This is a genomic window from Halomonas sp. Bachu 37, assembly GCF_039691755.1.
Lineage (GTDB): Bacteria > Pseudomonadota > Gammaproteobacteria > Pseudomonadales > Halomonadaceae > Vreelandella > Vreelandella kashgarensis.
In genome coordinates, this window is record NZ_CP137552.1 from 3425272 (window position 1) to 3451628 (window position 26357).

Annotated in this window: 26 protein-coding genes; 6 read left to right on the forward strand and 20 right to left on the reverse strand. The window is 59.3% G+C overall.

Features of this window, described 5'->3' with window-relative positions:
• Position 1: 1 nt before the first annotated feature.
• Positions 2-802, reverse strand: a complete 801-nt coding sequence (locus R5M92_RS15820; RefSeq protein ID WP_346796928.1) for an undecaprenyl-diphosphate phosphatase — start codon at positions 800-802, stop codon at positions 2-4.
• 220 nt (positions 803-1022) lie between these two features.
• Between R5M92_RS15820 and R5M92_RS15825 the strand changes: the two genes are divergently transcribed.
• Entirely contained in the window at positions 1023-2216 is a 1194-nt protein-coding gene (locus R5M92_RS15825; protein WP_346796929.1) for a cation diffusion facilitator family transporter, read from the forward strand.
• Between the two features lie 86 nt (positions 2217-2302).
• On the opposite strand, the gene mgtE is transcribed toward R5M92_RS15825, so the two are convergent.
• The 17 genes from mgtE to R5M92_RS15910 all read right to left on the reverse strand — a co-directional run bounded on the left by mgtE (position 2303) and on the right by R5M92_RS15910 (position 18548).
• Complete coding sequence (mgtE, locus tag R5M92_RS15830; protein WP_346796930.1) at positions 2303-3691, reverse strand: magnesium transporter; 1389 nt, start codon at positions 3689-3691, stop codon at positions 2303-2305.
• Between the two features lie 128 nt (positions 3692-3819).
• On the reverse strand, positions 3820-4248 hold the full coding sequence (locus R5M92_RS15835; RefSeq protein WP_346796931.1) for a F0F1 ATP synthase subunit epsilon: 429 nt from the start codon (positions 4246-4248) through the stop codon (positions 3820-3822).
• A gap of 24 nt (positions 4249-4272) precedes the next feature.
• The gene (gene atpD, locus R5M92_RS15840) at positions 4273-5649 is read right to left on the reverse strand and encodes a F0F1 ATP synthase subunit beta (RefSeq protein ID WP_346796932.1); all 1377 of its coding nucleotides are present in this window, start codon (positions 5647-5649) and stop codon (positions 4273-4275) included.
• 74 nt (positions 5650-5723) lie between these two features.
• The gene (gene atpG, locus R5M92_RS15845) at positions 5724-6623 is read right to left on the reverse strand and encodes a F0F1 ATP synthase subunit gamma (protein ID WP_346796933.1); all 900 of its coding nucleotides are present in this window, start codon (positions 6621-6623) and stop codon (positions 5724-5726) included.
• A 71-nt stretch (positions 6624-6694) separates the two neighbouring features.
• Positions 6695-8239 carry a F0F1 ATP synthase subunit alpha gene (gene atpA / locus R5M92_RS15850; RefSeq protein ID WP_346796934.1) on the reverse strand — a complete coding sequence of 515 codons (1545 nt, stop codon included), beginning with the start codon at positions 8237-8239 and terminating at the stop codon, positions 6695-6697.
• A 16-nt stretch (positions 8240-8255) separates the two neighbouring features.
• Positions 8256-8792, reverse strand: coding sequence for a F0F1 ATP synthase subunit delta (locus tag R5M92_RS15855; protein ID WP_346796935.1), 537 nt, complete (start codon positions 8790-8792; stop codon positions 8256-8258).
• Positions 8793-8803: 11 nt separating this feature from the next.
• On the reverse strand, positions 8804-9274 hold the full coding sequence (locus R5M92_RS15860; protein ID WP_346796936.1) for a F0F1 ATP synthase subunit B: 471 nt from the start codon (positions 9272-9274) through the stop codon (positions 8804-8806).
• Positions 9275-9350: 76 nt separating this feature from the next.
• Positions 9351-9578, reverse strand: a complete 228-nt coding sequence (gene atpE / locus R5M92_RS15865; protein ID WP_018918432.1) for a F0F1 ATP synthase subunit C — start codon at positions 9576-9578, stop codon at positions 9351-9353.
• A gap of 64 nt (positions 9579-9642) precedes the next feature.
• Positions 9643-10470, reverse strand: coding sequence for a F0F1 ATP synthase subunit A (atpB, locus tag R5M92_RS15870; protein ID WP_346796937.1), 828 nt, complete (start codon positions 10468-10470; stop codon positions 9643-9645).
• A 12-nt stretch (positions 10471-10482) separates the two neighbouring features.
• Positions 10483-10800, reverse strand: a complete 318-nt coding sequence (locus tag R5M92_RS15875; protein ID WP_417339039.1) for an ATP synthase subunit I — start codon at positions 10798-10800, stop codon at positions 10483-10485.
• A gap of 281 nt (positions 10801-11081) precedes the next feature.
• Entirely contained in the window at positions 11082-12053 is a 972-nt protein-coding gene (locus R5M92_RS15880) for a ParB/RepB/Spo0J family partition protein (RefSeq protein WP_346796939.1), read from the reverse strand.
• A gap of 35 nt (positions 12054-12088) precedes the next feature.
• On the reverse strand, positions 12089-12856 hold the full coding sequence (locus tag R5M92_RS15885; protein ID WP_346796940.1) for a ParA family protein: 768 nt from the start codon (positions 12854-12856) through the stop codon (positions 12089-12091).
• Between the two features lie 186 nt (positions 12857-13042).
• Positions 13043-13723, reverse strand: coding sequence for a 16S rRNA (guanine(527)-N(7))-methyltransferase RsmG (gene rsmG, locus R5M92_RS15890; protein ID WP_346796941.1), 681 nt, complete (start codon positions 13721-13723; stop codon positions 13043-13045).
• Positions 13716-15614, reverse strand: coding sequence for a tRNA uridine-5-carboxymethylaminomethyl(34) synthesis enzyme MnmG (gene mnmG, locus R5M92_RS15895; RefSeq protein ID WP_346796942.1), 1899 nt, complete (start codon positions 15612-15614; stop codon positions 13716-13718). Before mnmG ends, rsmG begins: the two co-directional genes overlap by 8 nt.
• Positions 15615-16204: 590 nt before the next feature.
• Entirely contained in the window at positions 16205-16963 is a 759-nt protein-coding gene (locus R5M92_RS15900) for an amino acid ABC transporter ATP-binding protein (protein WP_346796943.1), read from the reverse strand.
• An 11-nt stretch (positions 16964-16974) separates the two neighbouring features.
• The gene (locus R5M92_RS15905; protein ID WP_346796944.1) at positions 16975-17646 is read right to left on the reverse strand and encodes an amino acid ABC transporter permease; all 672 of its coding nucleotides are present in this window, start codon (positions 17644-17646) and stop codon (positions 16975-16977) included.
• 119 nt (positions 17647-17765) lie between these two features.
• The gene (locus R5M92_RS15910; protein ID WP_346796945.1) at positions 17766-18548 is read right to left on the reverse strand and encodes a transporter substrate-binding domain-containing protein; all 783 of its coding nucleotides are present in this window, start codon (positions 18546-18548) and stop codon (positions 17766-17768) included.
• 323 nt (positions 18549-18871) lie between these two features.
• Here R5M92_RS15910 and R5M92_RS15915 point away from each other — a divergent pair, with 323 nt between their 5' ends.
• A complete protein-coding gene (locus tag R5M92_RS15915) occupies positions 18872-19996 on the forward strand; it encodes an RNA-guided endonuclease TnpB family protein (RefSeq protein WP_346796946.1) in 1125 nt (374 codons plus the stop codon).
• 92 nt (positions 19997-20088) lie between these two features.
• On the opposite strand, the gene erpA is transcribed toward R5M92_RS15915, so the two are convergent.
• Together erpA and argC are read right to left on the reverse strand one after the other, a co-directional pair.
• Positions 20089-20442 carry an iron-sulfur cluster insertion protein ErpA gene (gene erpA, locus R5M92_RS15920; RefSeq protein WP_346796947.1) on the reverse strand — a complete coding sequence of 118 codons (354 nt, stop codon included), beginning with the start codon at positions 20440-20442 and terminating at the stop codon, positions 20089-20091.
• Between the two features lie 128 nt (positions 20443-20570).
• The gene (gene argC, locus R5M92_RS15925; protein ID WP_346796948.1) at positions 20571-21620 is read right to left on the reverse strand and encodes an N-acetyl-gamma-glutamyl-phosphate reductase; all 1050 of its coding nucleotides are present in this window, start codon (positions 21618-21620) and stop codon (positions 20571-20573) included.
• 260 nt (positions 21621-21880) lie between these two features.
• Here argC and R5M92_RS15930 point away from each other — a divergent pair, with 260 nt between their 5' ends.
• The 4 genes from R5M92_RS15930 (at position 21881) to hemL (ending at position 26313) form a co-directional block, all read left to right on the forward strand.
• Complete coding sequence (locus R5M92_RS15930) at positions 21881-23683, forward strand: chloride channel protein (RefSeq protein WP_346796949.1); 1803 nt, start codon at positions 21881-21883, stop codon at positions 23681-23683.
• Positions 23684-23692: 9 nt separating this feature from the next.
• On the forward strand, positions 23693-24124 hold the full coding sequence (hemJ, locus tag R5M92_RS15935) for a protoporphyrinogen oxidase HemJ (RefSeq protein WP_346796950.1): 432 nt from the start codon (positions 23693-23695) through the stop codon (positions 24122-24124).
• Complete coding sequence (locus R5M92_RS15940; RefSeq protein ID WP_346796951.1) at positions 24124-24942, forward strand: hydroxymethylpyrimidine/phosphomethylpyrimidine kinase; 819 nt, start codon at positions 24124-24126, stop codon at positions 24940-24942. The genes hemJ and R5M92_RS15940 overlap by 1 nt, the downstream gene beginning before the upstream one ends.
• Before the next feature lie 90 nt (positions 24943-25032).
• A complete protein-coding gene (hemL, locus tag R5M92_RS15945) occupies positions 25033-26313 on the forward strand; it encodes a glutamate-1-semialdehyde 2,1-aminomutase (RefSeq protein ID WP_346796952.1) in 1281 nt (426 codons plus the stop codon).
• Positions 26314-26357 lie beyond the last annotated feature (44 nt).

Here is a 26357-nt window from a genome sequence, read left to right on the forward strand (position 1 = left end):
CTCAGCCATGAAAAAACCACAGTAACCATGCGCCGAACAGTACGCGGTAGATGACGAACGGTTGCATGCCGATTTTCTTGATCACTACCAGAAAATAGTGAATACACAGATAAGCGCTGATGGCGGAGAGCAACGTGCCTAGTGCCAGCGCGGGCCAGTCGATGGCTTGCGGCTGCTGCCAAAGGCTCAAGGCCTCCCATCCTCCCGCCAGCACGATTACCGGGATGGAGAGTAGAAAGGAGAAACGCGCCGCTCCTTCGCGGCTCATGCCGACCAGCAGTGCCGCGGTCATGGTGATACCCGACCGCGAGGTGCCCGGAATCAACGCTAGTACCTGGGCTCCGCCAATCCACAGGACCTCCTTCAGCCCCAGTTGGTACTCGCTCTGCGTACCGCCCCGGCGCATGTCGGCATAGCCCAGCAGCACGCCGAACCCGATCAGGCTGGTGGCGATGATGACAGTGGAACGCATGCCGGCGGACACCAGATCGTGCAACAGAAAACCGGCGATACTCACCGGCAGCGTGGCCAGGCACACCCAGAAACCCAGCCGGGCGTCCTGATCTACCCCACGGCCCTTGATTGCCATCAGGCTGCTTAGGAGGATGCGCCACAACTCCTGACGAAAATAGATGACGACCGCCGACAGGCTGCCCAAGTGCAAGGCTACATCGAAGGCGAGTCCCTGGTCTTCCCAATGAGTCAGTACCGGCACCAGAATAAGGTGGGCCGAACTGGAAATAGGAAGAAATTCCGTCAACCCCTGCACGAGGGACAACACCACCACCTGTAACCAATCCATAGTCATCCTGTGCGTAAGCGAGTTGAGGTCTTCACTAGAATTAATAGCGCCAAGCGAGTCAAAGGATACACATCCACCAATTTATTGTCCGCCCTTGTGCGGTACACGAGATCAAAATCCGCTCGCGCCACAGCAAGCTATTCACAGCAAGCTATTAGAGGAGGGGGAGCAGTGCGCTACAATGGAGCCTACCGAACGTGTACGCCCTGCAAGGTATCTTATGACTCAGACCGTTGAATCGCCAGAGGTTCACGACCGACAGCTGCAAAGTCGTGACGCCAAGCGCGTCACCTATGTCGGTGCCTGGCTGGACGGCTTGCTGAGCATCGTGAAGGTCGTTGTTGGGTTCATGGTCGGCTCGGCGGCGCTGGTAGCCGACGGCATTCACTCCTTCTCCGACCTGGTGACCGACGGCTTCGTACTCGCCGCGATCCACTATGGACATCAGGAGCCCGATGACGATCACCATTATGGCCATGGTCGCATCGAAACCCTGACCACGTTGCTGCTCGGCAGTGTATTGATTTTCGTCGCTGGCGGTATCGCCTGGTCGAGCTTGGTGCGCCTGTTCAACGGCACAGCGGTGGAGCCCCCCGGAGCCTGGGCGATTCTGGTCGCCTTCGCCGCGTTATTGGCCAAGGAGTGGATCTTTCGCTACACCATGCGCGTCGCCAAGCGCGTGAAGTCGAAACTGCTCGAGGCCAATGCCTGGCATTCGCGCAGCGACGCCCTCTCCACGGCGGTGGTATTGGCGGCGATGATCGCCTCCCAGTTCGGTGCCGGCTGGGTCGATGCTGTGGCCGCTATCATCGTCGGCCTGCTGGTCGGCAAGGTAGGCTGGGACCTATTGTGGGAATCGGCCCGGGAACTGGTCGACACAGCGCTTCCGGAGGATATCCAGCAGCAGATGCACGACGTGGCGTGCAGTGCTCCCGGCGTTGATAGCGTGCATGAATTGCGCACTCGCCAATCCGCCGGCTGGGTGATGGTCGATTTGCATGTGGTGGTGGCGCCCAAGATCACCGTTTCCGAGGCCCATGAAATCGGTAATGAAGTGAGCCGTCGCCTGCGCCACGAATTTCCCGCGCTGACCGATGTAATTTTCCATATCGACCCCGAGGACGATGCCGGTGAGGGCGATCCCAGCCGCCTGCCGGGGCTGCCGCTGCGTCCCGAGGTAGAAGCGGCACTCAACGAGCGCTGGTACAAGCACCCGGTATGGCGCACGCTCAACGAGCTGCAACTGCACTATCTGGATGACAAGGTCTCGGTATCGTTGATCATCGACAATGCCGTCCAGCAGCCGCCCCAGTGTCTCGCCAGCCAGCTGAAAGCGCTGGCCAGCGACATCGAGTGGCTAGGCCACGTCGAGGTGATGTTCATTACCCGGGCGGCCAGCAGTTCGATGCGTTGATGTCTATCGGTTTACGCTGATGGCTACCGGTTTACGCTAGCGGCTCCGGTTTACGCTGATGGCTCCCGGTTGCCCTTCGCCGCCTGCTACAGCGATGTCTGCGCTAGAATCACCGTGGCGATGCTGAAATAGATCAGCACGCCCGAGGCGTCGATCAAGGTGGTCACCAGCGGCGCGGAAGCCGTCGCCGGATCGATCTTGAAGCGCTCCAGGACGAACGGCAGGCACATCCCGATCATGCTGCCGAACAGCACGATGGTGACCATGCTGAGCGCAACGATAATCGCCACCGCTTCGCCACCGCGGAAAATACCGATCGGGGTAACGGCAATCGCCATGGTTATCCCCAGCGAACCAGCCACCAGCAGCTCGCGACCCAGCATTTTGCTCCAGTCCTTCACTCCCACATCGCCGGTCGCCATACCGCGTACCATCAGTGTTGCGGCCTGGGCGCCGGCATTACCGCCACTGCCGATCAGCAGCGGCAGGAAGAAGACAAGCGCCACCTGAGCGGCGATGGTGTCCTCGAAATAGGCGATTCCCGCTCCGGAAAACAGATTGGCGAATACCAGCAACACCAGCCAGAACACCCGCTTGCGATACAGGCTCCAGAGCGGCACACGACTGACGCCATCTTCCAGCTGGCCGATGGACATCCCCTTGTGGATATCTTCGGTGGCCTCGGATTCGGCTACGTCCATGGCGTCATCGTGGGTCACGATACCTACCATACGGGCCTCGGCATCGATCACCGGCAGCGCGAGCAAGTCGTAGCGCGCCACGATGCGGGCGACCTCCTCCTGCTCTTCGTCCACAGGGGTACTGATGACGTCCTTGATCATGATGTCATCGACCACCGCACCAGGGCGGGCCACCATCAACTGGCGCAGCGACATCGTCCCGATCAGTTCCCCACCGCTGTTCAAGACGTACAGCTGATAGACCGTTTCCGCATCCGGCGCAGTCTGGCGCACGCGCATCATCGCTTGCGACACCGTCATGCCACTGGCTATGGCCACATAGTCAGAGGTCATGATGGCGCCCGCCGTTCCCTCTTCGTAGCTGGCAAGCCGTTTCAGGTCTTCCCGCTCCTGATGGGCCATGCGCCGCAGCAGCACTTCGCGACGGTCTTCCCCCAGCAGGTTGAACAGATCCGCCCGCTCATCCGAGCCCATCTCCTCCAGCAGCGTGAGCACCTGAGAATCGCTCAGCTCCCCCACCACTTCCAACTGGCTCTCGCCGGGCAAGTAGCCCAGCACATTGGCGGCGCGCTCATCTGAAAGAATGTCGAGGATCGTGAGGGCAGCGGACAGCTCCTCGTCCTCCTCGACAAGCTCCTCGATCACTTCACCGATATCGGCTGATCGCACTTCCGACAGACGCTCGGCCAGCAGCGACTTACTCGGTGCATCCTTTTCCAGCTCGTCGAGCAGCTCGGTTTTCAATTCCTGCAAGCTTTCATCATTCAATGCCATGGCTATCCCCTATAGGCAGACGAGCATCACGCGGCCGATTTTCCTTCTGCACCATACTACCAGACAAAAAAAACGCTCCTTAAACCCGTCAGGGCTCAAGGAGCGTTTTGTTCACGCCAAGCGGCAAATTAGCCTTTACCGGCCTTCTTGCGCAGCTGCTGGATGGTACGCAGCTGAGCCACGGCTTCGGCAAGTTCTGCGGCTGCACGGGTATAGTCCAGCTCGCTAGACTTGTCGCTGAAGGCTTTCAGCGCTTGCTGACGGGCTTCTTCGGCGGCGGCCTCGTCGAGGTCGCTGGCTCTTGATGCCGCATCGGCCAGGATGGTGACCACTTTCGGCTGGACTTCCATGAAGCCGCCGGAGACAAAGAAGTTATCCTCCTTGCCGCCATCGTAGATCACCCGTACCGGCCCCGGCTGAAGCTCGGTCAGCAGGGGAGCGTGACCGGGCAGAATGCCCAGATCACCCGAGACCCCGGAAGCGATGACTTGCTCGACAGTGCCCGAGAAGATCGACGCTTCAGCGCTGACGATGTTGCATGTGAAGCTGTTCGCCATAGCGAATCCCCCTGATGGACGGGATTACTTCATCTGGTTGGCTTTCTCGACGGCTTCGTCGATGCTGCCAACCATGTAGAAGGCCTGCTCCGGCAGATCGTCATAATCACCGTTGAGGATACCCTGGAAGCCACTGATCGTGTCCTTCAGAGATACGTATTTGCCGGGAGACCCGGTAAATACCTCGGCGACGAAGAACGGCTGCGACAGGAAGCGCTGGATACGACGCGCACGGGCAACGGCCTGCTTGTCCTCGTCGGACAGCTCGTCCATGCCCAGGATCGCGATGATATCCTTGAGTTCCTTGTAGCGCTGGAGCACGTTCTGCACACCACGAGCGGTGTTGTAGTGCTCTTCCCCCACCACCAGCGGGTCGAGCTGGCGCGACGTGGAATCCAGCGGATCGATGGCCGGATAGATACCCAGCTCGGCGATCGAACGCGCCAGTACCACGGTGGCGTCCAGGTGCGAGAAGGTGGTCGCCGGCGACGGGTCGGTCAAGTCATCCGCGGGCACGTAGACGGCCTGGACGGACGTGATCGAGCCGGTCTTGGTGGAGGTGATACGCTCCTGCAGAACGCCCATCTCTTCGGCCAGTGTCGGCTGGTAACCTACCGCTGACGGCATACGACCGAGCAGTGCCGAAACCTCGGTCCCTGCCAGGGTATAACGGTAGATGTTATCGACGAACAACAGCACGTCGCGGCCTTCATCACGGAATTTCTCGGCGATGGTCAAGCCGGTCAGGGCCACGCGCAAGCGGTTTCCGGGCGGCTCGTTCATCTGGCCATAAACCAGCGATACCTTGTCGATAACGTTGGAGTCGGTCATTTCGTGGTAGAAGTCATTACCCTCACGAGTACGCTCCCCCACCCCGGCGAACACGGAGTAACCGCTATGCTCGGTGGCGATGTTGCGGATCAATTCCATCATGTTGACGGTCTTGCCCACACCGGCGCCGCCGAACAGACCGACCTTGCCGCCCTTGGCGAACGGGCACACCAGGTCGATGACCTTGATACCGGTTTCCAGCAGCTCGTTGGAAGCGGCCTGCTCGGCATAAGTCGGTGGCTTGCGGTGGATCGGCATGCGTTCCTGCTCACCGATCGGTCCTGCTTCATCGATCGGCTCGCCGAGAACGTTCATGATCCGGCCCAGTGTTTCCTTGCCTACCGGCACGGAAATCGCAGCTCCGGTATTCTCGGTTGTCATACCCCGCTTGAGCCCCTCGGTGGAGCCCATGGCGATGGTACGAACCACGCCGTCGCCCAGCTGCTGCTGGACTTCGAGGACGGTCTCGGCATCCGAGACCTTCAGCGCGTCGTAGACCTTGGGAACGGTGTCCCGCGGAAACTCTACGTCAATCACCGCGCCGATGATTTGTACGATACGTCCGCTCATCTTGGTTCCTCTCAAAAACCTGCAAATGAAACCTGCATGCCGGGAGCCTGCTCTGCTACTCAAGCTCCCTGGCGTTATACGGCAGCGGCACCGCCGACGATCTCGGAAATTTCCTGGGTGATGGCGGCCTGGCGGGCCTTGTTATATACCATCTCCAGATCATCGATCAGGCCGCCGGCATTGTCGGTGGCACTCTTCATGGCGATCATGCGGGCAGCCTGCTCGCAGGCGCCGTTTTCCACCACCGCCTGATATACCTGCGATTCGATGAAACGAACCAGCAGGCTATCCAGCAACGCCTTGGCATCCGGCTCATACAGGTAGTCCCAGCTTCCGGGACGGGCGTTTTCATCGTCCTGTGTATCGCCTTGCCCTTCCGCGACGCCCATATCCGGCGACAAGGGAAGCAGTTGGCGAACCACCGGTTTCTGCGTCATGGTGTTGACGAACTCGTTGTACACCACAAACAGGCGGTCGATCTTGCCTTCATCGTACGCTTCGAGCATGACCTTGACGCTACCGATCAGGTCTTCCATCGAGGGGGATTCCCCCAAGCCGCTCTTGGCAGCAACCAGGTTGCCCCCATAGTTGCGGAAGAAGCCTGCGGCCTTGGAGCCCAGCGCACAGAAATCCAGCTCGGCACCCTCCCCTTTCCAAGCGACGGCATCTTTCAGCACGGTCTTGAACAGGTTGACGTTCAAGCCGCCGGCGAGGCCGCGGTCGGAGGAGACCACGATATAGCCTACCCGCTTCACCTCATCGCGCTCGATCATGTAATCGTGGCGATACTCGGGGTTGGCGTCGGCGATGTGGCCCACCACTTTACGGATCTGCTTGGCGTAAGGCTGGCTGGCCCTCATCAAATCTTGTGCTTTACGCATTTTCGATGCAGCCACCATTTCCATGGCGCTGGTGATCTTCTGCGTATTCTTGATGCTCCCGATCTGGGTGCGTATCTCTTTTGCAGCTGCCATAGCGATCTACCTTTCGTTCGTGGCTCTCAGAAAGCATGCTGGCCCACCCGTTGCCAGGCGGGCCTGGGGCATTACCAGCTCTGAGTCGCCTTGAACTTCTCGAGACCCGACTTCAAGCCGTCCTTGATCTCGTCGTTGTAGTCGCCGGTCTGGTTGATCTTGTCGAGCAGCTCGGCATGCTCGGACTTCATGTAGTCGTGCAGGGCACGCTCGAAGTCCAATACCTTGTCTACCTCGACGTCGTCCAGATAACCTTCGTTGGCGGCGTACAGCGACAGCGCCATTTCGGCCACGGAGAACGGCGAATACTGGTTCTGCTTCATCAGCTCGGTGACGCGTTGACCATGTTCGAGCTGCTTGCGGGTCGCTTCGTCGAGATCGGAGGCGAACTGCGAGAACGCCGCCAGTTCGCGATACTGGGCCAAGGCCAGACGCACGCTACCACCAAGTTTCTTGATGATCTTGGTCTGTGCCGAGCCGCCGACACGCGACACCGACAGACCCGCGTTGATCGCCGGACGGATACCCGAGTTGAACAGGCTGGTCTCGAGGAAGATCTGACCATCGGTAATCGAGATCACGTTGGTCGGAACGAACGCCGAGACGTCGCCGCCCTGGGTCTCGATGATCGGCAGTGCGGTCAACGAACCGGTCTTGCCCTTCACTTCACCGTTGGTGAACTTCTCAACGTAGTCGACGTTGACCCGTGCGGAGCGCTCGAGCAGACGCGAGTGGAGATAGAAAACGTCACCCGGGTAGGCTTCACGGCCCGGCGGACGACGCAGCAGCAGCGAGACCTGACGATAGGCCACGGCTTGCTTGGACAGGTCATCATAGACGATCAGGGCGTCTTCACCACGATCGCGGAAGTACTCGCCCATGGTGCAGCCGGAGTAGGCGGCGAGGAACTGCATCGGGGCTGGATCGGCGGCGCCGGCGGCAACCACGATGGTGTGTTCCATGGCGCCGTGCTGCTCGAGCTTGCGCACGAGGCCGGCAATGGTCGACTGCTTCTGGCCGATCGCCACATAGACACAGGTGACGCCCTTGCCTTTCTGGTTGATGATCGCATCGACAGCGATGGCCGACTTACCAATCTGGCGGTCACCGATGATCAATTCACGCTGACCCCGGCCGATCGGCACCATGGCGTCGATCGATTTCAGGCCGGTCTGGATCGGCTCGTCAACAGATTGACGAGTGATGACCCCGGGCGCGACCTTTTCCACCGCATCGGTCAGCTTGGCGTTGATATCGCCCTTGCCGTCGATGGGGTTACCCAGCGCATCGACCACGCGACCGACCAGCTCCGGGCCTACCGGCACCTCGAGGATGCGACCGGTACACTTGGCGGTCATGCCCTCTTCCAGGAGCACGTAGTCGCCGAGTACCACGACACCCACGGAGTCGCGCTCCAGGTTGAGTACCATGCCGTAGATGCTGTTGGGGAATTCAATCATTTCACCGAACATGGCGTCTTCGAGGCCGTGAACTTTCACGATACCGTCGGAAACGCTGACGATGGTGCCCTGATTGCGGGCTTCGGACGCGACGTCAAGCTTTTCAATCCGCTGCTTGATGATGTCGCTGATCTCGGAAGGATTCAGTTGCTGCATGCCATGTCCCTCAGACTCAGGCGAAAAGCGTTTCGGAAAGACGGTTCAATCGACCACGTACCGAGCCGTCGATGACGGTGTCGCCGGCACGCAGGATCACGCCGCCCAGCAACGCCGGGTCTACCTGAGTGGTAATGGAGATTTCGCGATTCAGGCGCTTCTTGAGCGCGCCTGCCAGCTTGGTTTGCTGCTTGCTGTCCAGCTCGTAAGCCGATACCACGGTGACGTCGATTCGCTTTTCATGTTCTGCACGAAGCTGCTCGAACTGTTCGGCGACTTCACCCAGGACCATCAAGCGATGTTGCTGTGCCAGCGTTTCCAGGAAGCGACGAATCGCATCGTTGGTCTCACCCGGCAGCATATCCGCCAGCAAAGACACCTTCTGTTCGCTGTCGAGTTTGGGACTGCCCAACAGACGACGAACTTCGGTGTCAGCGGTGACTTGGCTCAGCAAATTGAGTGCCTGCGACCACTGGTCCAATATCTCGTGGTCACGGGCAATCTCGAACGCCGCCTTGGCGTAAGGACGAGCGACGGTAGATGTTTCCGCCATGATTCACCTCCTTACAGTTCGGCAGCAAGCTCATCCAGCAACTTGCGGTGCGTATTCTCGTCGATGGAGGCTTCCAGTACGCGCTCGGCGCCGATGACCGCAAGATGCGATACCTGGGCACGAAGCTCCTCCTTGGCGCGATTGATTTCCTGCTCGATCTCGGAGCGAGCGGAAGCGATCATGCGTTCGCCCTCGGCGCGTGCTTCGTTGCGCGCTTCCTCGATCATCTGAGCAGAACGCTTGTTGGCCTGTTCGAGAATTTGCGAAGCCTGTTCCTTGGTTTCGCGCAGCGTCTGAGCCGCCTGCTCTTGAGATTGCTCAAGATCACGCGATGCCCGGCTGGCTGCGTCCAAGCCATCAGCAATCTTCTTCTGACGCTCGTGAAGCGCGTTGCTGATCGGAGGCCACACATACTTTATGCAAAACCAGACAAAGATCGCGAAGGCGATCGTTTGCCCGATTAGCGTCATGTTGATATTCACAGGGCTGTACCTCTGACAAGTTCGTGGCGACCGGAGTGAAACGAAACCGAGCGGAAAGCCGCTCGGTCAAGCGTCATTAACCGGCAACAACGAAGATCAGGTACATCGCGATACCCACGCCGATCATCGGTACGGCGTCGAGCAGACCGGCCATGATGAAGGTTTTGGTTTGCAGCTGGTCACCCAGTTCCGGCTGACGCGCAGTAGATTCCAGCAGCTTGCCGCCCAGAATGGCGAAGCCGATGCCGGTAGCCAGTGCGCCCAGACCGATGATGATAGCAGCAGAAAGATAAACCATTTCCATGATGTTGCTCCTGAGTTTAAGTTTTGGTTAAGGGTTGGGGGTTAGTGAAAATGTTATTGCTCGGTTAATGGTGTTCGTGTGCCGCGCTTAGGTATACAACAGACAGGGTTGTAAAAATGAAGGCCTGCAGAGTGACCACCAGAATGTGGAAGATCGCCCATGGCACGTCCAGCAGCCAAATAGCCCAGAACGGCAACATGGCAATCAGAATAAAGATGACTTCACCGGCGAACATGTTACCGAACAGACGCATTGCCAGGCTGAACGGCTTAACCAGGAGGGAAACGGTTTCCAGCACCAGGTTAAAGGGAATTAGCGCCCAGTGGTTGAACGGGGTCAGGGATAGCTCTCTGGCGAAACCACCCACACCCTTGACCTTGAAGTTGTAATACAGAATCAAGCAGAACACGCCAAGCGCCATGCCCAACGTAGCATTCACGTCGGTGGTGGGAACGATCTTCATGTATTCCACACCCAGCTTGGCAAATAGAACCGGGAAAAAGTCCACAGGGATAATTTTCAACGTGTTCATCAACAGTATCCAGACGAACAGTGTCAACGCTAGCGGAGCGATATTAGGGTTGCGTCCGTGGAACGTTGAACGCGTCAAGTTCTCGACAAACTCGACGACCATTTCCACCGCATTCTGTAGCCCGCCTGGCACCCCTGTGGTCGCCATTTTACCGGCTTTACGGAATAACCATATGAACAACACGCCCATGGCGATCGACCAGCCCATGGTATCCAGGTGAATGGCCCAGAAGCCCATTTCACGAGCTTCCTCGGAAGAGTGCGCTATCGACCAGCCATTAACGGGGTGGTTGCCAAAGGTCAGGTTCTGCAGGTGGTGCTGAATATAGTAAGTCGGAGAGACTTCGTTTCCTGTGGCCATGGACCTGTCACCTCAATCATTTGTGCGTTTTCCAGGCATCAGCCACGGTGTGAGCCAATGCGTTAGAACTACCGCAACATAAGCGTAAAAAAACAAAGCAGGGTTTGAGGGGGGCGCTGTGACGAACACCAGGACGAACAACGCCACCGTCAAACCAAACTTCCCCGCTTCTGCCCGAAAAAGTTGGACAGAGCGGTTACCTCTCGCAGGGGAATTGCGCAACCAGCCCATGCGGTAGACAAAAAAAAGATGGGGCAAGAATGCGACCAATGCTCCCATGAATACTGCCTTCAAACCTGCCGATTGGGCCAGGAGATAAGCAATGACCATTGCTAGACTCGTGACTCCCAGCTGCGCCAGCACCAGCCGTCGAAGATGGGTGCGTCTACGCCTGACTTCCGGTCGTTGCATAAACGTTTTCTCACGATAATTAAGAATGACGGCGATTCAACGTTTAGCATAGTGAAAGCTTGCGCGATTATAGGGAAGCCCTATCACGGCTTCAACCAAAGCCCGTACGTTTTTGGATATTCCCTTGGCTCTTGCGACCAAAGGGGGATTTTCAGCTCAATCGATTAACTTGCTAACAAATTCCCTCCATTTTTCCGTTATTACCGAATATGTTCGAGAATACCGTCGAGCTCCTCCAGGCTGGAATAGCGAATTGTCACTTTCCCTTTGCCACTGGAACCGTGGCGAATTGCTACCGGCGCACCCAGCACTTCACCCAGGCGGGTTTCCAGGCGAGCCACATCGGGAGTGGAATCCTTACGGCCTTGCACCTGTTTCGCTCCGGTCTGGGTCTGGTATTTCTTCACCAGCGCTTCCGTCGCCCTTACGGTAAGGTCTTTGTTGACCACTTCGTGGGCGATTTGGCGCTGCTGGGCCGCGCCCAGAGTCAGCAGAGCTCGAGCGTGGCCCATGTCCAGATCGCCGCGTTCCAGCAAAGTCTGCACCTCGGGATCGAGGGCAAGCAGGCGCAGCAGATTGGCGACCTGAGTCCGGGACTTGCCCACCGCATCGGCTACCTGTTGCTGGGTCAGCGTGAACTCTTCGCTCAGGCGCTTGAGAGCCATGGCTTCTTCAACGGCGTTGAGGTTTTCACGCTGAATATTCTCGATCAGCGCCAGGGCAAGGGCGATATCATCGGATACTTCGCGAATGACGGCGGGAATGACGTCTAGCTCGGCAAGCTGAGCGGCCCGCCAGCGCCGCTCCCCGGCGATGATCTCGTAACGATTCTCACCGATGGGGCGCACCACGATGGGCTGCATCACACCCTGGGCACGGATCGAGTCGGCAAGCTCTTCTAGCGCTTCGGGCTGGATATCGCGCCGCGGCTGGTACTTGCCCCGCGTCAGCTGGCCCAGCGGCAGGCGTTCCAGGCGATCCTCGCTGCCCGACTGAGGGGCTTGCACCGATGTTCCGGCTCCCTTGCCATCACTCTCGTGGGCTTGGGCCAGTTCGCTAAGCTTTTCTTCACCAAGCTCCTCTCCACCGGGAAGGTCCAGGCTGTCTCGACGGCGGGCGCCAGCGCCTATCAAGGCATCCAGCCCGCGTCCCAAAGCGCGTTTACGCGTCATCGATCTTTCCTCATCGATTTGTGTCCCATGGATTCTTACAGCGACAAGCGGCGAATCATTTCCTTGGCCAGCACACGGTAGGCCTGGCTGCCCCGGGAAAAGCGGGCGTATTGGGTGACCGGCAAGCCGTGGCTCGGCGACTCCGCAACCTTGACGTTGCGCGGTATGGTGGTCTTCAACAAGGCATCGCCGAAATAGTCGCGCAGCTGCTTGTCAATTTCCCGTGTGAGGCTGGTGCGCTTGTCGTACATGGTGCGCAGGATTCCGCTGATCGCAAGCTCCGGGTTCACGCTGTGCTTGATCTGCTCGACGGTATCGAGCAAGGCCGAGAGCCCTTCCAGCGCATAGAATTCGCACTGCAGCGGTATCAATACCCCGTCGGCGGCGGTCAAGGCATTGACCGTGAGCATGTTCAACGACGGCGGGCAGTCGATGAGCACGACATCGTAGTGCGAGGCAACGCCGGCCAGGGCGGTCTCGAGACAACGCTCACGCTTGTCGCGATCGAGCAGCTCCACTTCAGCGGCGGTGAGATCGCCGTTGCTCGGCAAGACATCGAATTTTACCGCGCTATTGCGCTCGATCACCGCCTCGGCGGGCTGCTCACCCAGCAGAACGTCCAGCACGCTATGGTCCAGTTCATGCTTGTCGATACCGCTGCCCATGCTGGCGTGGCCCTGGGGATCAAGATCCACCAGCAGCACACGGCGATCGAGTGCTGCCAGGCTGGCGGCCAGATTCACGGCCGAGGTGGTCTTGCCCACACCGCCTTTCTGGTTGGTCAGGGCAATAATGTGGCTCACGAGCAAACTCCTTAGGCTCTTTCTGAAAACTGGCTACGCTCAGCCATGCGGTGTTAAAAATCGGCTCAAAATACTCATTTACAACCCGTAAACTCCGTTTTTTCGCCGATTTTTGCCTAGCCTGGCCATTGCTAGCTGACTTTTCAGACAAAGCCTAGAGCGACGAAACACAGGCCATCATGCCGATCAAGAACCGCGCCTGGCGGATAGTATCAGGACCTGGCGCTGCGCGTTTTCAAACGGTACATCGAGGACATGGCGGCTTTCGAGTTCGATCTCGGGCGGCAAGTCGCGTAACTCTTCATCGGCGCCGGGACCCTTCATGGCCAGCCATTGACCACCCTGGACCGGCAATTGACGAGTCAGGGTGACGAAGTCCTCCAGGCTGGCAAAGGCTCGGGAAATCACCTGATCGAACGCTTCCCCGGCGAAGGACTCCACCCGCGCCTGCGTCGCGACGACGTTAGACAAACCCAGCTCCATCACCGCTTGGCGCTGGAAACGGACCTTCTTGCCATTGCTGTCGAGCAGGGTGACGTCGAGCGTCGGGTCGAGAATCGCCAGTACCAGCCCCGGCAATCCCGGCCCCGAGCCGACATCCAGCAAGCGTGGCCCCGATACATGGGGCTTTACCGCAGCGCTATCGAGAAGATGGCGCGAGACCATTTCTTCAAGATCGCGTACTGCGGTGAGGTTATAAGCCCGATTCCACTTGTGCAACAACGCAAGCAGCCCCAGCAGTTGTTGACGCTGGTGAGCGCTGACATCCAGTTGCAGCTGGTCAAGGCCTTGATCCAGACGCTCGACTGCGGCCGAGGGCAGCGAAGCGATCAAGGGTTTCAAGGTTTCCGATATCGGCTTATCCATTGCTCACCTTGGCGTCTCCCAGCAGGCGACGCTTTTTCAAGTGAACCAGCAGGATCGATACCGCCGCCGGGGTAACCCCGGAAATCCGAGCGGCGTGCGCCAGGGTCTCGGGGCGAGCCTGGTCGAGCTTCTGGCGGATCTCGTGGGAGAGCCCTTCGACCTTCTGGTAATCGAGTGTTGCCGGCAGCGGAGTGGCTTCGTGACGCTTGAGCTTGTCGATCTCGTCCTGCTGACGCTCGATATAGCCCTGGTACTTGGCCTGGATCTGCACCTGTTCGCTTACCTGCTCGTCCAGCATTGGCGAGTCTTCCGCCAAGTTGGCGATGTCGGCATAGGTAAGCTCCGGACGCTTGAGCAGGTCGATCATGCGATGTTCCCGCGTCAACGGCTTGTCCAGCTTGCCGGCCAAGGCATCGGCTTCGGCGCTGCCGGGTTGGACCCAGGTGGCGGCAAGACGCTGGCTCTCCTTGTCGATGGCGTCGCGTTTGAGACTGAACGCCTCCCAGCGCACATCATCGACGAGCCCCAATTCTCGCCCAGTCTCGGTCAGGCGCAGGTCGGCGTTGTCCTCGCGCAGCAGGAGACGATACTCCGCCCGCGAGGTAAACATGCGGTACGGCTCCTTGGTGCCCAGGGTAATCAGATCATCGACCAGTACCCCCAGGTAGGCTTCGTCGCGCCGGGGCCACCAGGCGTCCAGTTCCTTGGCGCGGCGAGCGGCATTGAGCCCGGCGAGCAGCCCCTGGGCGCCGGCTTCTTCGTAGCCGGTGGTGCCGTTGATCTGTCCGGCAAAGAACAGGTTGTGGATAAATCTGGTTTCCAGGGAGTGCTTGAGATCCCGCGGGTCGAAGAAATCGTACTCGATGGCGTAGCCGGGCCGGGTGATATGCGCATTCTCCAGGCCCTTGATCGAACGCACTACCTGCAGCTGGACATCGAACGGCAAGGAGGTGGAAATGCCGTTGGGGTACAGCTCATGAGTGTCCAGGCCTTCAGGCTCGATGAATATCTGATGGCTCGACTTGCCCGCGAAGCGATGGACCTTGTCCTCGATCGACGGGCAGTAGCGCGGCCCGACACCTTCGATCACCCCTGAATACATGGGTGAGCGGTCGAGGTTGGCCATGATCAATTCATGGGTTTGCTCGTTGGTATGGGCGATATGACAGCTGACCTGGCGCGGATGCATGTCGCGCCGTCCGAGGTACGACATGGTCGGTGTCGGTGTATCCCCCGGCTGCTCCTCGAGCACCGAGAAATCGACGCTTTTGGCATCCAGCCGAGGGGGAGTACCGGTCTTGAGCCGATCGACACGAAACGGTAGCGCCCGCAGACGCTCGGCCAGGGCATTCGACGGCGGGTCTCCGGCGCGGCCGCCACGGCTCTGGTCGAGACCGATATGGATCACTCCGCCAAGGAATGTCCCCGTGCACAGCACCACGCTTTCACTGAAAAAGCGGATGCCGGTTTCCGTTACCACGCCCCGTACCGTGTCGTTATCCACAACCAGATCGCCTGCCGCCTGCTGAAAGATGGTCAGGTTGGGCTGGTTTTCCAGTATGCCGCGGATGGCGGCCTTGTAGCGTATCCGGTCGGCCTGGGCGCGGGTGGCGCGTACCGCCGGCCCCTTGCGGGCATTGAGAACACGAAACTGGATGCCGCCGAGGTCGGTGGCGAGCGCCATCGCCCCACCGAGAGCATCGATTTCCTTGACCAGGTGGCTCTTGCCGATACCACCGATGGCCGGATTACACGACATCTGGCCCAGGGTTTCGATGTTATGCGTCAGCAACAGGGTCTGACAGCCCATGCGAGCGGAGGCCAGCGCGGCTTCGGTTCCCGCATGGCCACCGCCGATGACAATGACGTCAAAGCGGTCGGGATAATTCAAGAGACACCTCGTCTTGCGCCGATGGCGCGGATGTTGTGAAACGCAAGCGATACCTGCTCACGTCAAATCAGCCCGCCAGTATAAACCCCCTATGGGTAAGCGTCAGGTTTTTCCACACCGGGTTTTTCACTACCTCTACTTATCAATAACAATATAAAAATAAATAGAGAAGTTCTGTTGATGTAGTAACTACTGGTGTGGACAAAATCTGTGGAAAAGCAATTTTAACCTTTTATAAACATTGGCTTATTTTGTTTACAGCTAGGCGGAGAAGCAGCGTAGATGCTGGGTGGAAACAGTGATCGGGCTGTGGATGATATGCGAGGTTATCCACAGCGCAAGCGATACCCCAGTTGTCCACTGGTCTGTACCGGGCTTCTCAAACCACCTGTGTACAAGCGCAAAAACAAGCATGGCTCGCGGGAAAAGCGCTCATGCCGGGAGGATCGGCAGGAAGAAAAGAAAAACGAAAATAAAGTATCCACAGGGCAAAAAAGCACCCACTTGACAAAAAAACGCCTGTCATGGCTGACAGGCGCTAAAAAAGAAAGGAATTTTGGGCTCAGGGAAGAGCTACCGGGTGGGAAGATTCAGTGCTTGAGAACGCGGGAAAGAAAGGATTGGGTGCGTTCGTTCTGCGGGTTGTCGAACAGCTTCTCGGGCGGGCCCTGCTCTTCGATGGCTCCCTTGTGAATGAAGATGATGCGATCCGCCACTTCCCGGGCGAACCCCATTTCATGGGTCACGATCACCATGGTCATGCCCTCCTTGGCGAGCTCGCGCATGGCGTCCAGCACTTCACCGATCATCTCCGGGTCCAGTGCCGAGGTGGGCTCGTCGAACAGCATCAGTCGCGGTTCCATGGCGAGTGCCCGGGCCAATGCCACGCGTTGCTGCTGCCCGCCGGAAAGCTGGGTGGGGTACTTGTCGGCCTGGTCGGCGATATCCACGCGGTCCAGCAGGCGTCTGGCGTTTTCCTCGGCATCGTCGCGACTCCAGCCGCGCACCTTCATCGGCGCCAGGGTGACGTTATCGAGCACACTGAGATGGGGGAAAAGGTTGAACTGCTGGAAGACCATGCCGACTTCGGTACGGATCTTCTGCAGCGCTTTCCCACTCTTGCCGTGGGGTTCCAATCGATTGCCATCGACCTCGAGTTCGCCTTGCTGGAACTCTTCCAGGCCGTTGATGCAGCGAATCAGGGTGGATTTTCCCGAGCCGCTGGCACCGATGACCACCACGACCTCGCCGGGGGTGACCTCGAGATCGACCTCTTTCAACACATGCAACTCGCCGAAGTGTTTATTCAGGCCCTGCATGCGCACGATAGGTTGAGTTGTAGCGTTCATGACAGCGGTCCTTATTGTCCGGCCAGGCCTCTGCGTTCAAGCTGACGCAGAAGGATGGAGAGGGTCCAGGTAATGCAGAGATACAGCAGCGCCACCATGAAATAGACTTCCAGCGCGGTGAAAGTGGTGGCGATGTAGACCTGGCCTTGACGTACCAGCTCGCCGACCCCGATGACCGAAAACAGCGATGTGTCCTTGATACTGATGATGGCCTGGTTGCCCAGCGGCGGGATCATACGGCGCAGGGCCTGGGGCCAGATGACATAGCGAAAGGACTGGCTACGCGATAGCCCCAGCGATAGCGAGGCTTCACGCTGGCCTCGTTCGATCGACTGTACCCCCCCGCGTACCACTTCGGAGATATAGGCACCCGAATTGACGGCAATAGCGGCGATGCCCGCCGTCAAGGCATTGATGGGGCTCCCGAGCAGCTGCGGAAGACCATAGAAGATGAACAGGACCTGAACCAGGATGGGCGTACCGCGAAAGACCTCGACGTAAACAATCGCCGGCCAACGCAGCCAGCGTATCGGGCTTATCCGCAACAGGCCGAAGATGATTCCGATCAAGAAACCGATCGCGAGGCCACCGAAGGAGATCAATAGCGTCCACGGGATCCCGGGCAACAGATGGGGAATGGAACGGAACGCAGCCGCCCAATCGAACTGAAAGGTGACTTCCACGAATTATGCTCCTTTTTTACGACACTGACGTCTCTGACGACCTTGCTACGAAACAGGGCCGGGTGGCTGGCCGCCCGGCCCTGAGTGGGTCATCTCAATCGATTAACTAACGCGAGTCATCAATCGTCGCTGGGAGCTTCACCAAACCATTTTTCGTAGATTTCATCGTAGGTGCCGTCTTCGCGCATGGCGGCTAGGGCTTCGTTGGCGGGTTCTACCCATTCGCTACCTTGATGGAAGACGATACCGTACTGCTGACCTTCGTAGAGCGGCCCGACCACCTTGGCCCGGCCTTCGCCCTGGGTCTGGGCGAAATACTGCACGTTGGGGGCGTCGTAGAAGGCGGCATCCACGTTACGGCCCAGCAGCGCCATGTACATGTCGGGTGTACCGGGGTACGGAGTGATATCGGCGTCTTCACCGAGTTCGGACTGCAGGAAGTCGTAGCTGGTCGAGCCGATCTTGGTGGCGATGCTCAGGCCTTCCAGATCCTCGATAGTTTCCACGTCGTCATTATCCGACCGGACGATGATCCGCAGACCGCTATCGTAGTAGGGATCGGAGAAATCGACGATTTCCGCACGCTCATCGGTAATGGTCACACCGGCGATGGCGATTTCCTGATTACCGGTCTGTACGGCGGGGATGATGCCGGAAAAATCCATGGTGGTGAGGTTGACTTCAAAACCGGCACGTTCGGCCACTTCGTTGATGATATCGATATCGAAACCGACCATCTCGCCGCTATCGGAATCCAGCATTTCAAACGGCACGAAACTGGGATCGGTGACGACATTGACCGAAGGTGTCTGCGCCATGGCGCTGGCGGCGCCTCCCAGGCCCAAGGCAACGGCCAGGACGGTTCCAGGCATCCAGACAGAGGCAACGCGAGAATTTTTCATTTTGGTCCCCGTAATCAGTTAGCTGACAGGTTGATGTCGCTGCAGGTTGGGTTGGGTGGACATTTGCACGAACACACCTGCCGAACGCAGCGGTAACAACCGGTTATTACTGTTATTGACCTTTCAACCTTGGCGAGAAACCGGCAAGGCGTCAAGTTACGGGGCGATTTCGAGCCAACGCTGTATCGACGTCGGCTAGACCAAGAACCGCGTTACCAGACAGCGCGTAAAGCATCGCCCAATCGGGCGGTGATATAAGCGCGCACCGCGCAGCGGTGCCTGTCGATGTTGATATTGAGAATCATACCTGATATTTGTACAGCATGACGAAACGTGCTTATAAAGAACGGTTGTACCCCACCCCCGAACAGGCTGAGCTGCTGGCCAAGTCGTTCGGCTGTGCGCGTTTCGTCTGGAACAATACGCTGGCCTATCGCACCGAGGCGTATCAGCAGCGGGGTGAATCGGTGTCGCATCCCGCAGCGGAAAAGCGGCTGGTAGCGCTTAAAGCCGAACATCCGTGGCTGAAAGATGTATCCAGCGTGATCCTGCAGCAGACGCTGCGGGATCAGAAAGCCGCTTTCGATAACTTCTTCAATCCCAAGCTCAAGGCGCGCTATCCGCGTTTCAAGCGCAAGGATGGCCGGCAGTCGATCCGGCTGACCAAGGCCGCTTTCCGCTATCGCGATGGCGAGATCACCATCGCCAAGTCGAAGACGCCGTTGCCGATCCGCTGGAGCCGTCCGCTGTCCAGCGAACCCTCCAGCATCACGATTTCATGCGACCGCGCCGGGCGCTACTTCATCAGTTGTCTGTGCGAGTTCGCGCCGGAAGTGCTGCCGGTGACGCCCAGGATGACGGGGATTGATCTGGGATTGACCGACTTGTTCATCACCAGCGAGGGCATGAAGTCCGGCAATCCGCGCCACCTGAAACGCTACGAAGCCAAGCTGGCGTACTGGCAACGCCGGTTGGCGAAAAAGCAGAAAGGCTCGAAGAATCGGGCCAAGGCGCGAAACAAGGTGGCACGGCTTCATGCCAAGATCGCAGACTGCCGCCGTGATGCCACCCACAAAGCGACCCGCACGCTGATTAACGAAAACCAAGTGCTGTGTGTCGAGTCGTTGAACATCGTAGGCATGGTCAAGAACCGTTCCTTGGCCAAGGCCATCAGCGATGCGGGCTGGGGCGAGTTCGTACGTCAACTCGAATACAAGGCGGTCTGGGCAGGCCGGGAACTGGTGAAGGTCAGCCAGTGGCTGCCCAGTAGCAAGCTGTGCCATGAGTGCGGGCACAAGGTTGAGAAGCTGCCGCTGTCGCAGCGTCACTGGCACTGCGATGGCTGCGGGCAAGCGACCGACCGCGACATCAATGCAGCCAGGAATATCCGAACCGCCGGGCTGGCGGGGTTATCCTGTGGAGCGACTGGAGCGGGGGCAGCAGCTTAGCCGCTGCCTAGTGAAGGCGTGTCGAAGCAGGAAGGTTCTGGGGCGACCCAAGAACCCTCGCCTAAAGCGCGAAGCGCGGCAGGCGGGGAGTGTCAGACCATGAAAGAGGAGCCGCAACCGCAGGTAGTGGTGGCGTTGGGGTTCTGGATGCGAAAGCGGGCACCCGCCAGGCCTTCCTCGTAATCCACGGTGGAACCGACCAGGTACTGGTAGGAGAGCGGGTCGACGACCAGCGATACCTCGCCGAACTCGATCACCGTGTCGTCTTCGCCCGCGTCATCGGCGAAATCGAAACCGTACTGGAAACCGGAGCAGCCGCCGCCGGTAACGTAGACGCGCAGCTTGAGGCCGGGGCTGTTCTCTTCTGCAATCAGGGCATGAAGGCGATTCCGAGCGTTGTCGGAAAGCAATAAAGGGGTTGGAACGAACGACTCTGCACCGCTCATGGGTACCTCCCGCGAGCTTTAGGGAACTGACAAGAATGCTATGCGCATGGATACGATAAAGAGAATTATCGGTAATACCCAGCAAAAGGGTCAACTTTTGCCGGGCGCGTATCATGCACCAGCAAGGCTTACGGCATCAAGGCGGGAGCGGTCAAGCCGGCGTTTTCCTCCAGACCGAACATCAGGTTGAGGTTCTGGATCGCCTGGCCCGAGGCCCCCTTGACCAGGTTGTCGATGACCGAAAGCACGACGACGACATCGCCGTTGCCCGGGCGGTGTACCGCCAGGCGACAGGTATTGATGCCCTTGACGCTGCGGGTTTCCGGGTGGCTGCCGGCGGGCATGACATCGACAAACGGCTCGTTGGCGTAGCGCTGCTCGAAGAGCGCTTGCAAGGCGTCGGGGTCGCCATTGAGCTGACCGCTGTTGAGCCGACCGTAGAGAGTGGCGTGGATGCCGCGAATCATGGGGGTCAAGTGCGGCACGAAAGTCAGGCCGATATCGCTCGCGGCGATATCGCGCAGGCCTTGGCGAATTTCCGGCAGGTGGCGATGGCCGAACGCTCCGTAGGCTTTCATCGACTCGCTGGCTTCGGCCAGCAGCGAAGGCACCTTGGCGCCGCGCCCGGCCCCGGTGACTCCGGATTTGCAATCGGCGATCAGGCTGCTGGAATCGATCAGGCCCGCTTCCAGCAAAGGCAGATAACCCAGCTGCACCGCGGTGGGGTAACAGCCGGGCACCGCGACCAGGCGTGCCGTCCTGATTCGTTCACGCTGCATTTCGGGCAGGCCGTAGACGGCTCCTTCGAGCAGCGTGGGAGCGCCATGGGATTGGCCGTACCACTCGGCCCATTCAGTAGCATCGCGCAGGCGGAAATCAGCCGAGAGGTCGATGACCCGGGTACCTTGTTCGAGCAGCTCGCCGGCCAGGGCGTGGGCGACGCCGTGGGGAGTGGCGAAGAACACCGCGTCCATGGCGCCCAGGCGTTTGGCATCTGGCACGGTGAAGGTCAGGTCATCGTAATGACCGCGCAGGTTGGGGTACATGTCGCAGACGCGGACGCCGTCTTCCGAGCGCGACGTGATGGCTTCCACGCTGACATGGGGATGTTGCGCCAACAGACGCAGCAACTCGACTCCGGTATAACCCGTGCCACCGACGATTCCGACCTTGATCACGCGGTACTCCTTTCAATTAATCTCATTTGCTAGATAGGTTCAACTTGCCGATTAGACAGTTCTTGCCAACAAGACAGTTCTTGCAAACAGACCTATCGCTTGTGCATGCCGACAGCTTACGAGCAAGGCCGCGGGCTGTCGAAGGCTGTCTCGCTATGATACACAAGAGATAGTCGTCGGACTCAGCGGCGCCTCATTGGCAACGCAGTTCAATGTGATGAAACGTCAACAGAGCCAAGTGGCTAGCAAGGAACGTCGCCGTGTCCCGTTTTTCACGTTCGGATTTCACCCTGGAAAGCTTTCGCCGCCAGTTGGCCAATGTGGAGGCTTTGCCGCAGCTGTGCCTGCTGGGGCTGGTGTCCGGCGTTATCACCGGTGCCTTGATGGTGGGGTTTCGCCTGTTGTTGACGTGGGGGGCGACACTCTACATGCCGGAGGGAAATTCCGAGGCGTTCGAGGGCTTGCCCAACTGGGGAAGAGCCTTGCTGCCGCTTTTGGCGGTACTGCTGATTGGCCTGCTGCTCTATCGTCAGAAGCCCTCCGCTCGCAAGCTTGGTGTCGGCCATGTGATCGAGCGGTTGACCTATCATCAGGGCCGCTTTCCACGACGCAACTGGCTGAATCAGTGGTGGGTCGGGGTGGTCTCGGTGCTTGGTGGGCTCTCCGCCGGCCGCGAAGGGCCGGCGATTCACCTCGGCGCTGCCGCGTCCAGCGGCCTGGGGCAACAGCTACGGTTGCCGCACAACAGCTTGCGGGTTCTGGTGGCGTGCGGTACGGCGGCAGGGATATCCGCTTCCTTCAATACACCCATCGCCGGGGTCATCTTTGCCATGGAAGTGGTCATGATGGAGTACACCATCATGAGCTTCATGCCGGTGATACTGGCGTCCACCATGGGCGCTCTGGTGGCTCAGGTACTGTACGGTGCCGAGCCGGCGTTCCAGATTCCCGATATCAGCCTGGGGTCGCTTTTGAACCTGCCTTGGATCGTGGCCACGGGGTTGGTCATAGGCGGGCTGGCCGGATTGTTCATCACTGTGTCGCGCAGTCAACGCATCATTGACCTGCCGCTGTGGCCTCGCCTGGCCCTGGTGGGAATCGCCACCGGCGTGGTGGCGTGGTGGTACCCGCAAGTCCAGGGAATCGGCTACGACAGCCTGGCAAGCGCGTTGAACGGGCAGCTGGCGATGGATGTGCTGATCGCCCTGGTCATCGGCAAGCTTTTAATTACCGCGCTGACGGTAGCGGGTGGCGTGCCCATCGGCATCATCGGCCCGGTATTGGTCGTGGGGGCGTCCACAGGCGCCTTGAGCGGCTTGCTGGGAGGCGTTATCTGGGCCGAAAAGGCTGCCGATCCCGGCATCTACGCCATGTTGGGGATGGCCGCCATGATGGGCGCGGTACTCCAGGCACCGTTGGCGGCGCTCATGGCGCTGTTGGAACTGACTCATAGCCCCCACATCATGCTGCCGGGAATGCTGATAGTGGTGGTGGCGTGTCTGACATCGCGCCAGTGCGGCGGCGGCGAGGGGTTCTTCGTCAGTACCACACGCAACGGCCTGCACCCGCTGCAACAGCCCTTGATGCAGGCGCTGTCGCGTGTTTCCGTACCCGCCGTGATGGAGCGCAGCTTTGCGCGAACGCCGCGTATGCTGACCTTTTTTCAGGCCAAGCGTCTTCTGGAAACCAATCCGGTATGGCTGGTGATCGAGCGCTCCAGCGAGGAAAAACCGGTGCTGGCCTTCAAGGCCGCAGAACTTGCCCGCTGGCTGCTCGAACACGACGAAGCGCCGGCGGAGAGTGAAGAGCGTGAATCCGGCATGATCGACCTGCTGGAAATACCCGGCCAGCGCCTGGAAATGGCACCGATCTCTCTCCAGGCGACCCTGTCCGAGGCCTTCCTGGCGTTGCAGAAGGATTCGCTGGGGGCCTTGTATGTGGTGCACGGTTACAGGCCGAAGCAGAAACGAATTTCCGGTATCATCACCCGTGGCGCCATTGAACGTTATTATCACTATACCGATGCCCGCGAGACCGAGATCGGACCACGCCAAGGACCCTAAGGAGAAATCATGTACGAATGGATTAAAGCCCTGCACCTGATGTCGATGGTGACCTGGTTCGCCGCCCTGTTCTACCTGCCGAGACTGTTTGTGTATCACGCCACCGCCCGGGACGCGGGCGACCATGGCACGATCGACTATTTCAAGACCATGGAGCGCAAGCTCTATCGCGGCATCATGACGCCTTCGATGATCGCGGTGATCATTTTCGGCGGCTGGATGCTGTATCTCGTTCCCGGCTGGTTCAGCCAGGGGTGGATGCATACCAAGCTGCTGCTGGTGGTGATCCTGATCGCCTATCACCATGTCTGCCTGATCTACATGAAACAGCTGGCCCAGGATCGCTGCACCAAGGGCCATGTGTTCTTTCGCTGGTTCAATGAACTACCGGTAGTCGTGCTGATCGCGATCGTCATTCTGGCCGTGGTGAAACCATACTGATGCTCACCCCGTTGCCACCCACGATACTGGTGCTTGCCGGTCACGATCCGAGCGGTGGTGCCGGAATCATTGCCGACTGCGAAGCGATCACCGCCTGCGGCGGTTGGGGGCTTAGCGTGCCCACGGCTTTGACCGTGCAGGATTGCCGCAACGTATACCGGGTAATGCCAGTCGCCCCCGCTGTCATCATCGAAACGGCCGATGCCCTGGCCGATATGCAGATTGCCGCCATCAAGGTGGGCTTGGTTGCCGATGAAGCCACCCTGGCGGCGGTGGAAACCGTCATTCGTCGCTACCCCGGCATCCCCGTGGTGATGGATCCGGTGCAGAAGGCCAGCGGGGGGAATGAGTTATCCACAGTCGGTTGGGTCGATACCGTTGTGGATCGATTACTGCCGCTGGTGGATATCTTGACGCCGAATCGGGCCGAGCTTGCGCGGTTGACCTCTCACCTGGAAGCCGATGCTGAAGATACCGCGCGCGCCGTGGAGCTGATTTCCCGGGGTTGCCAGGCGATCCTGGTGACCGGGACCGACGATCCCCTGCCCCACGCACCCGCCGATCAAGTCACCCATACCCTGCATACGCCGGACATTTCTCGCCAATGGCACTGGCCGCGACTCGAGGGGGGCTACCATGGCTCCGGCTGTACGCTCGCCTCGGCGCTTGCCGCTCGCCTGGCGGTAGGCGAAAGTCTGGTCCAGGCCTGCGAGCAGGCGCAGGAATTCACCTGGCAGAGCTTGTCCCACGGTTACCTGCCAGCCACCGGCTACGCCTTGCCCAATCGTCGTTTTCAAGCGACCCTAACGGCTCGCTAGGCCAGGTTGGCACTTTCGCTTGTGACGTTACTATAACTTTATACGGTACTCTTTCGTCTTTGCCGTGACTCCCGCAATCAAGAGGTCGCCATGACAACATCCGCCGAATTGTTCGAACTCGCCAGCCGCCATATTCCCGGGGGGGTCAATTCACCGGTCCGGGCCTTCAAGGGCTTGCATCGCCCACCTGTCTTCATGGAGCGGGCCCAGGGCGCTTACCTGTTCGATGTGGAAGGGAACCGCTATGTGGATTATGTCGGTTCCTGGGGGCCGATGATCAGCGGCCATGCCGACCCCGATGTGCTGGCGGCGGTGCGTGCCCGGCTGGATAACGGTCTCTCGTTCGGTACCCCGACGGCTATCGAAACCACCATGGCGGACATGATCTGCGAGATGCTCCCTTCCATGGAAATGGTCCGCATGACCAGTTCCGGCACGGAAGCCACCATGTCGGCCATTCGCCTGGCGCGCGGGTTTACCGGACGCGACAAGATCGTCAAGTTCGAAGGCAACTATCACGGCCACTCGGACTCCTTGCTGGTCAAGGCGGGCTCCGGTGCGCTGACCCACGGCGAACCCAGCTCGCCCGGCGTACCGGCGTCGCTGGCCGAACATACGATCACGCTATCGTTTAACGACCCGGAAGGGGTCGAAGCGTGCTTCAGCGAAATCGGCGACGAGATCGCCTGCATCATCGTCGAACCCGTGGCCGGCAACATGAACTGCATTCCGCCGCAACCCGGCTTTCTGGAAACCCTGCGTCGAGTATGCAACGAGCACGGCAGCGTGCTGATCTTCGACGAGGTGATGACCGGCTTCCGCGTGGCACTGGGAGGAGCGCAAGCTCATTACGGCATCACGCCGGATCTCACCTGCCTGGGCAAGATCGTGGGCGGCGGCATGCCGGTGGGCGCCTTCGGCGGCCGGCGCGATATCATGGAACGCATCTCCCCCCTGGGACCGGTCTACCAGGCCGGTACGCTTTCGGGAAATCCCCTGGCCATGGCGGCGGGCGCGGCACTGTTGACCAAGCTGCAGGTGCCCGGCTTCCATGCGGCGCTGGCGCAACGGGTGGAAACCCTGTGCCAGGGCTTGCAGGAGCGCGCCGACGCCGCTGGTGTAGAGATGCTGACCCAGCATGCCGGCGGCATGTTCGGTATCTTCTTCACCGCCCAGTCTCGGGTGGACAACTTCGCCCAGGCCACCGCCTGCGATCCGGAAGTGTTTCGCCGTTTCTTCAGTGCCATGCTGGACCAAGGCGTGTACCTGGCGCCTTCGGCATTCGAGGCGGGCTTCATGTCCAGCGCCCACACTGCCGAGGATATTCAGCTGACCCTGGATGCGGCGGAAAAAGTCTTCACCTTGATGTAACAGGAAGTTACATTGTCGCTATACTGCAAGAGCCGCCCAAACAG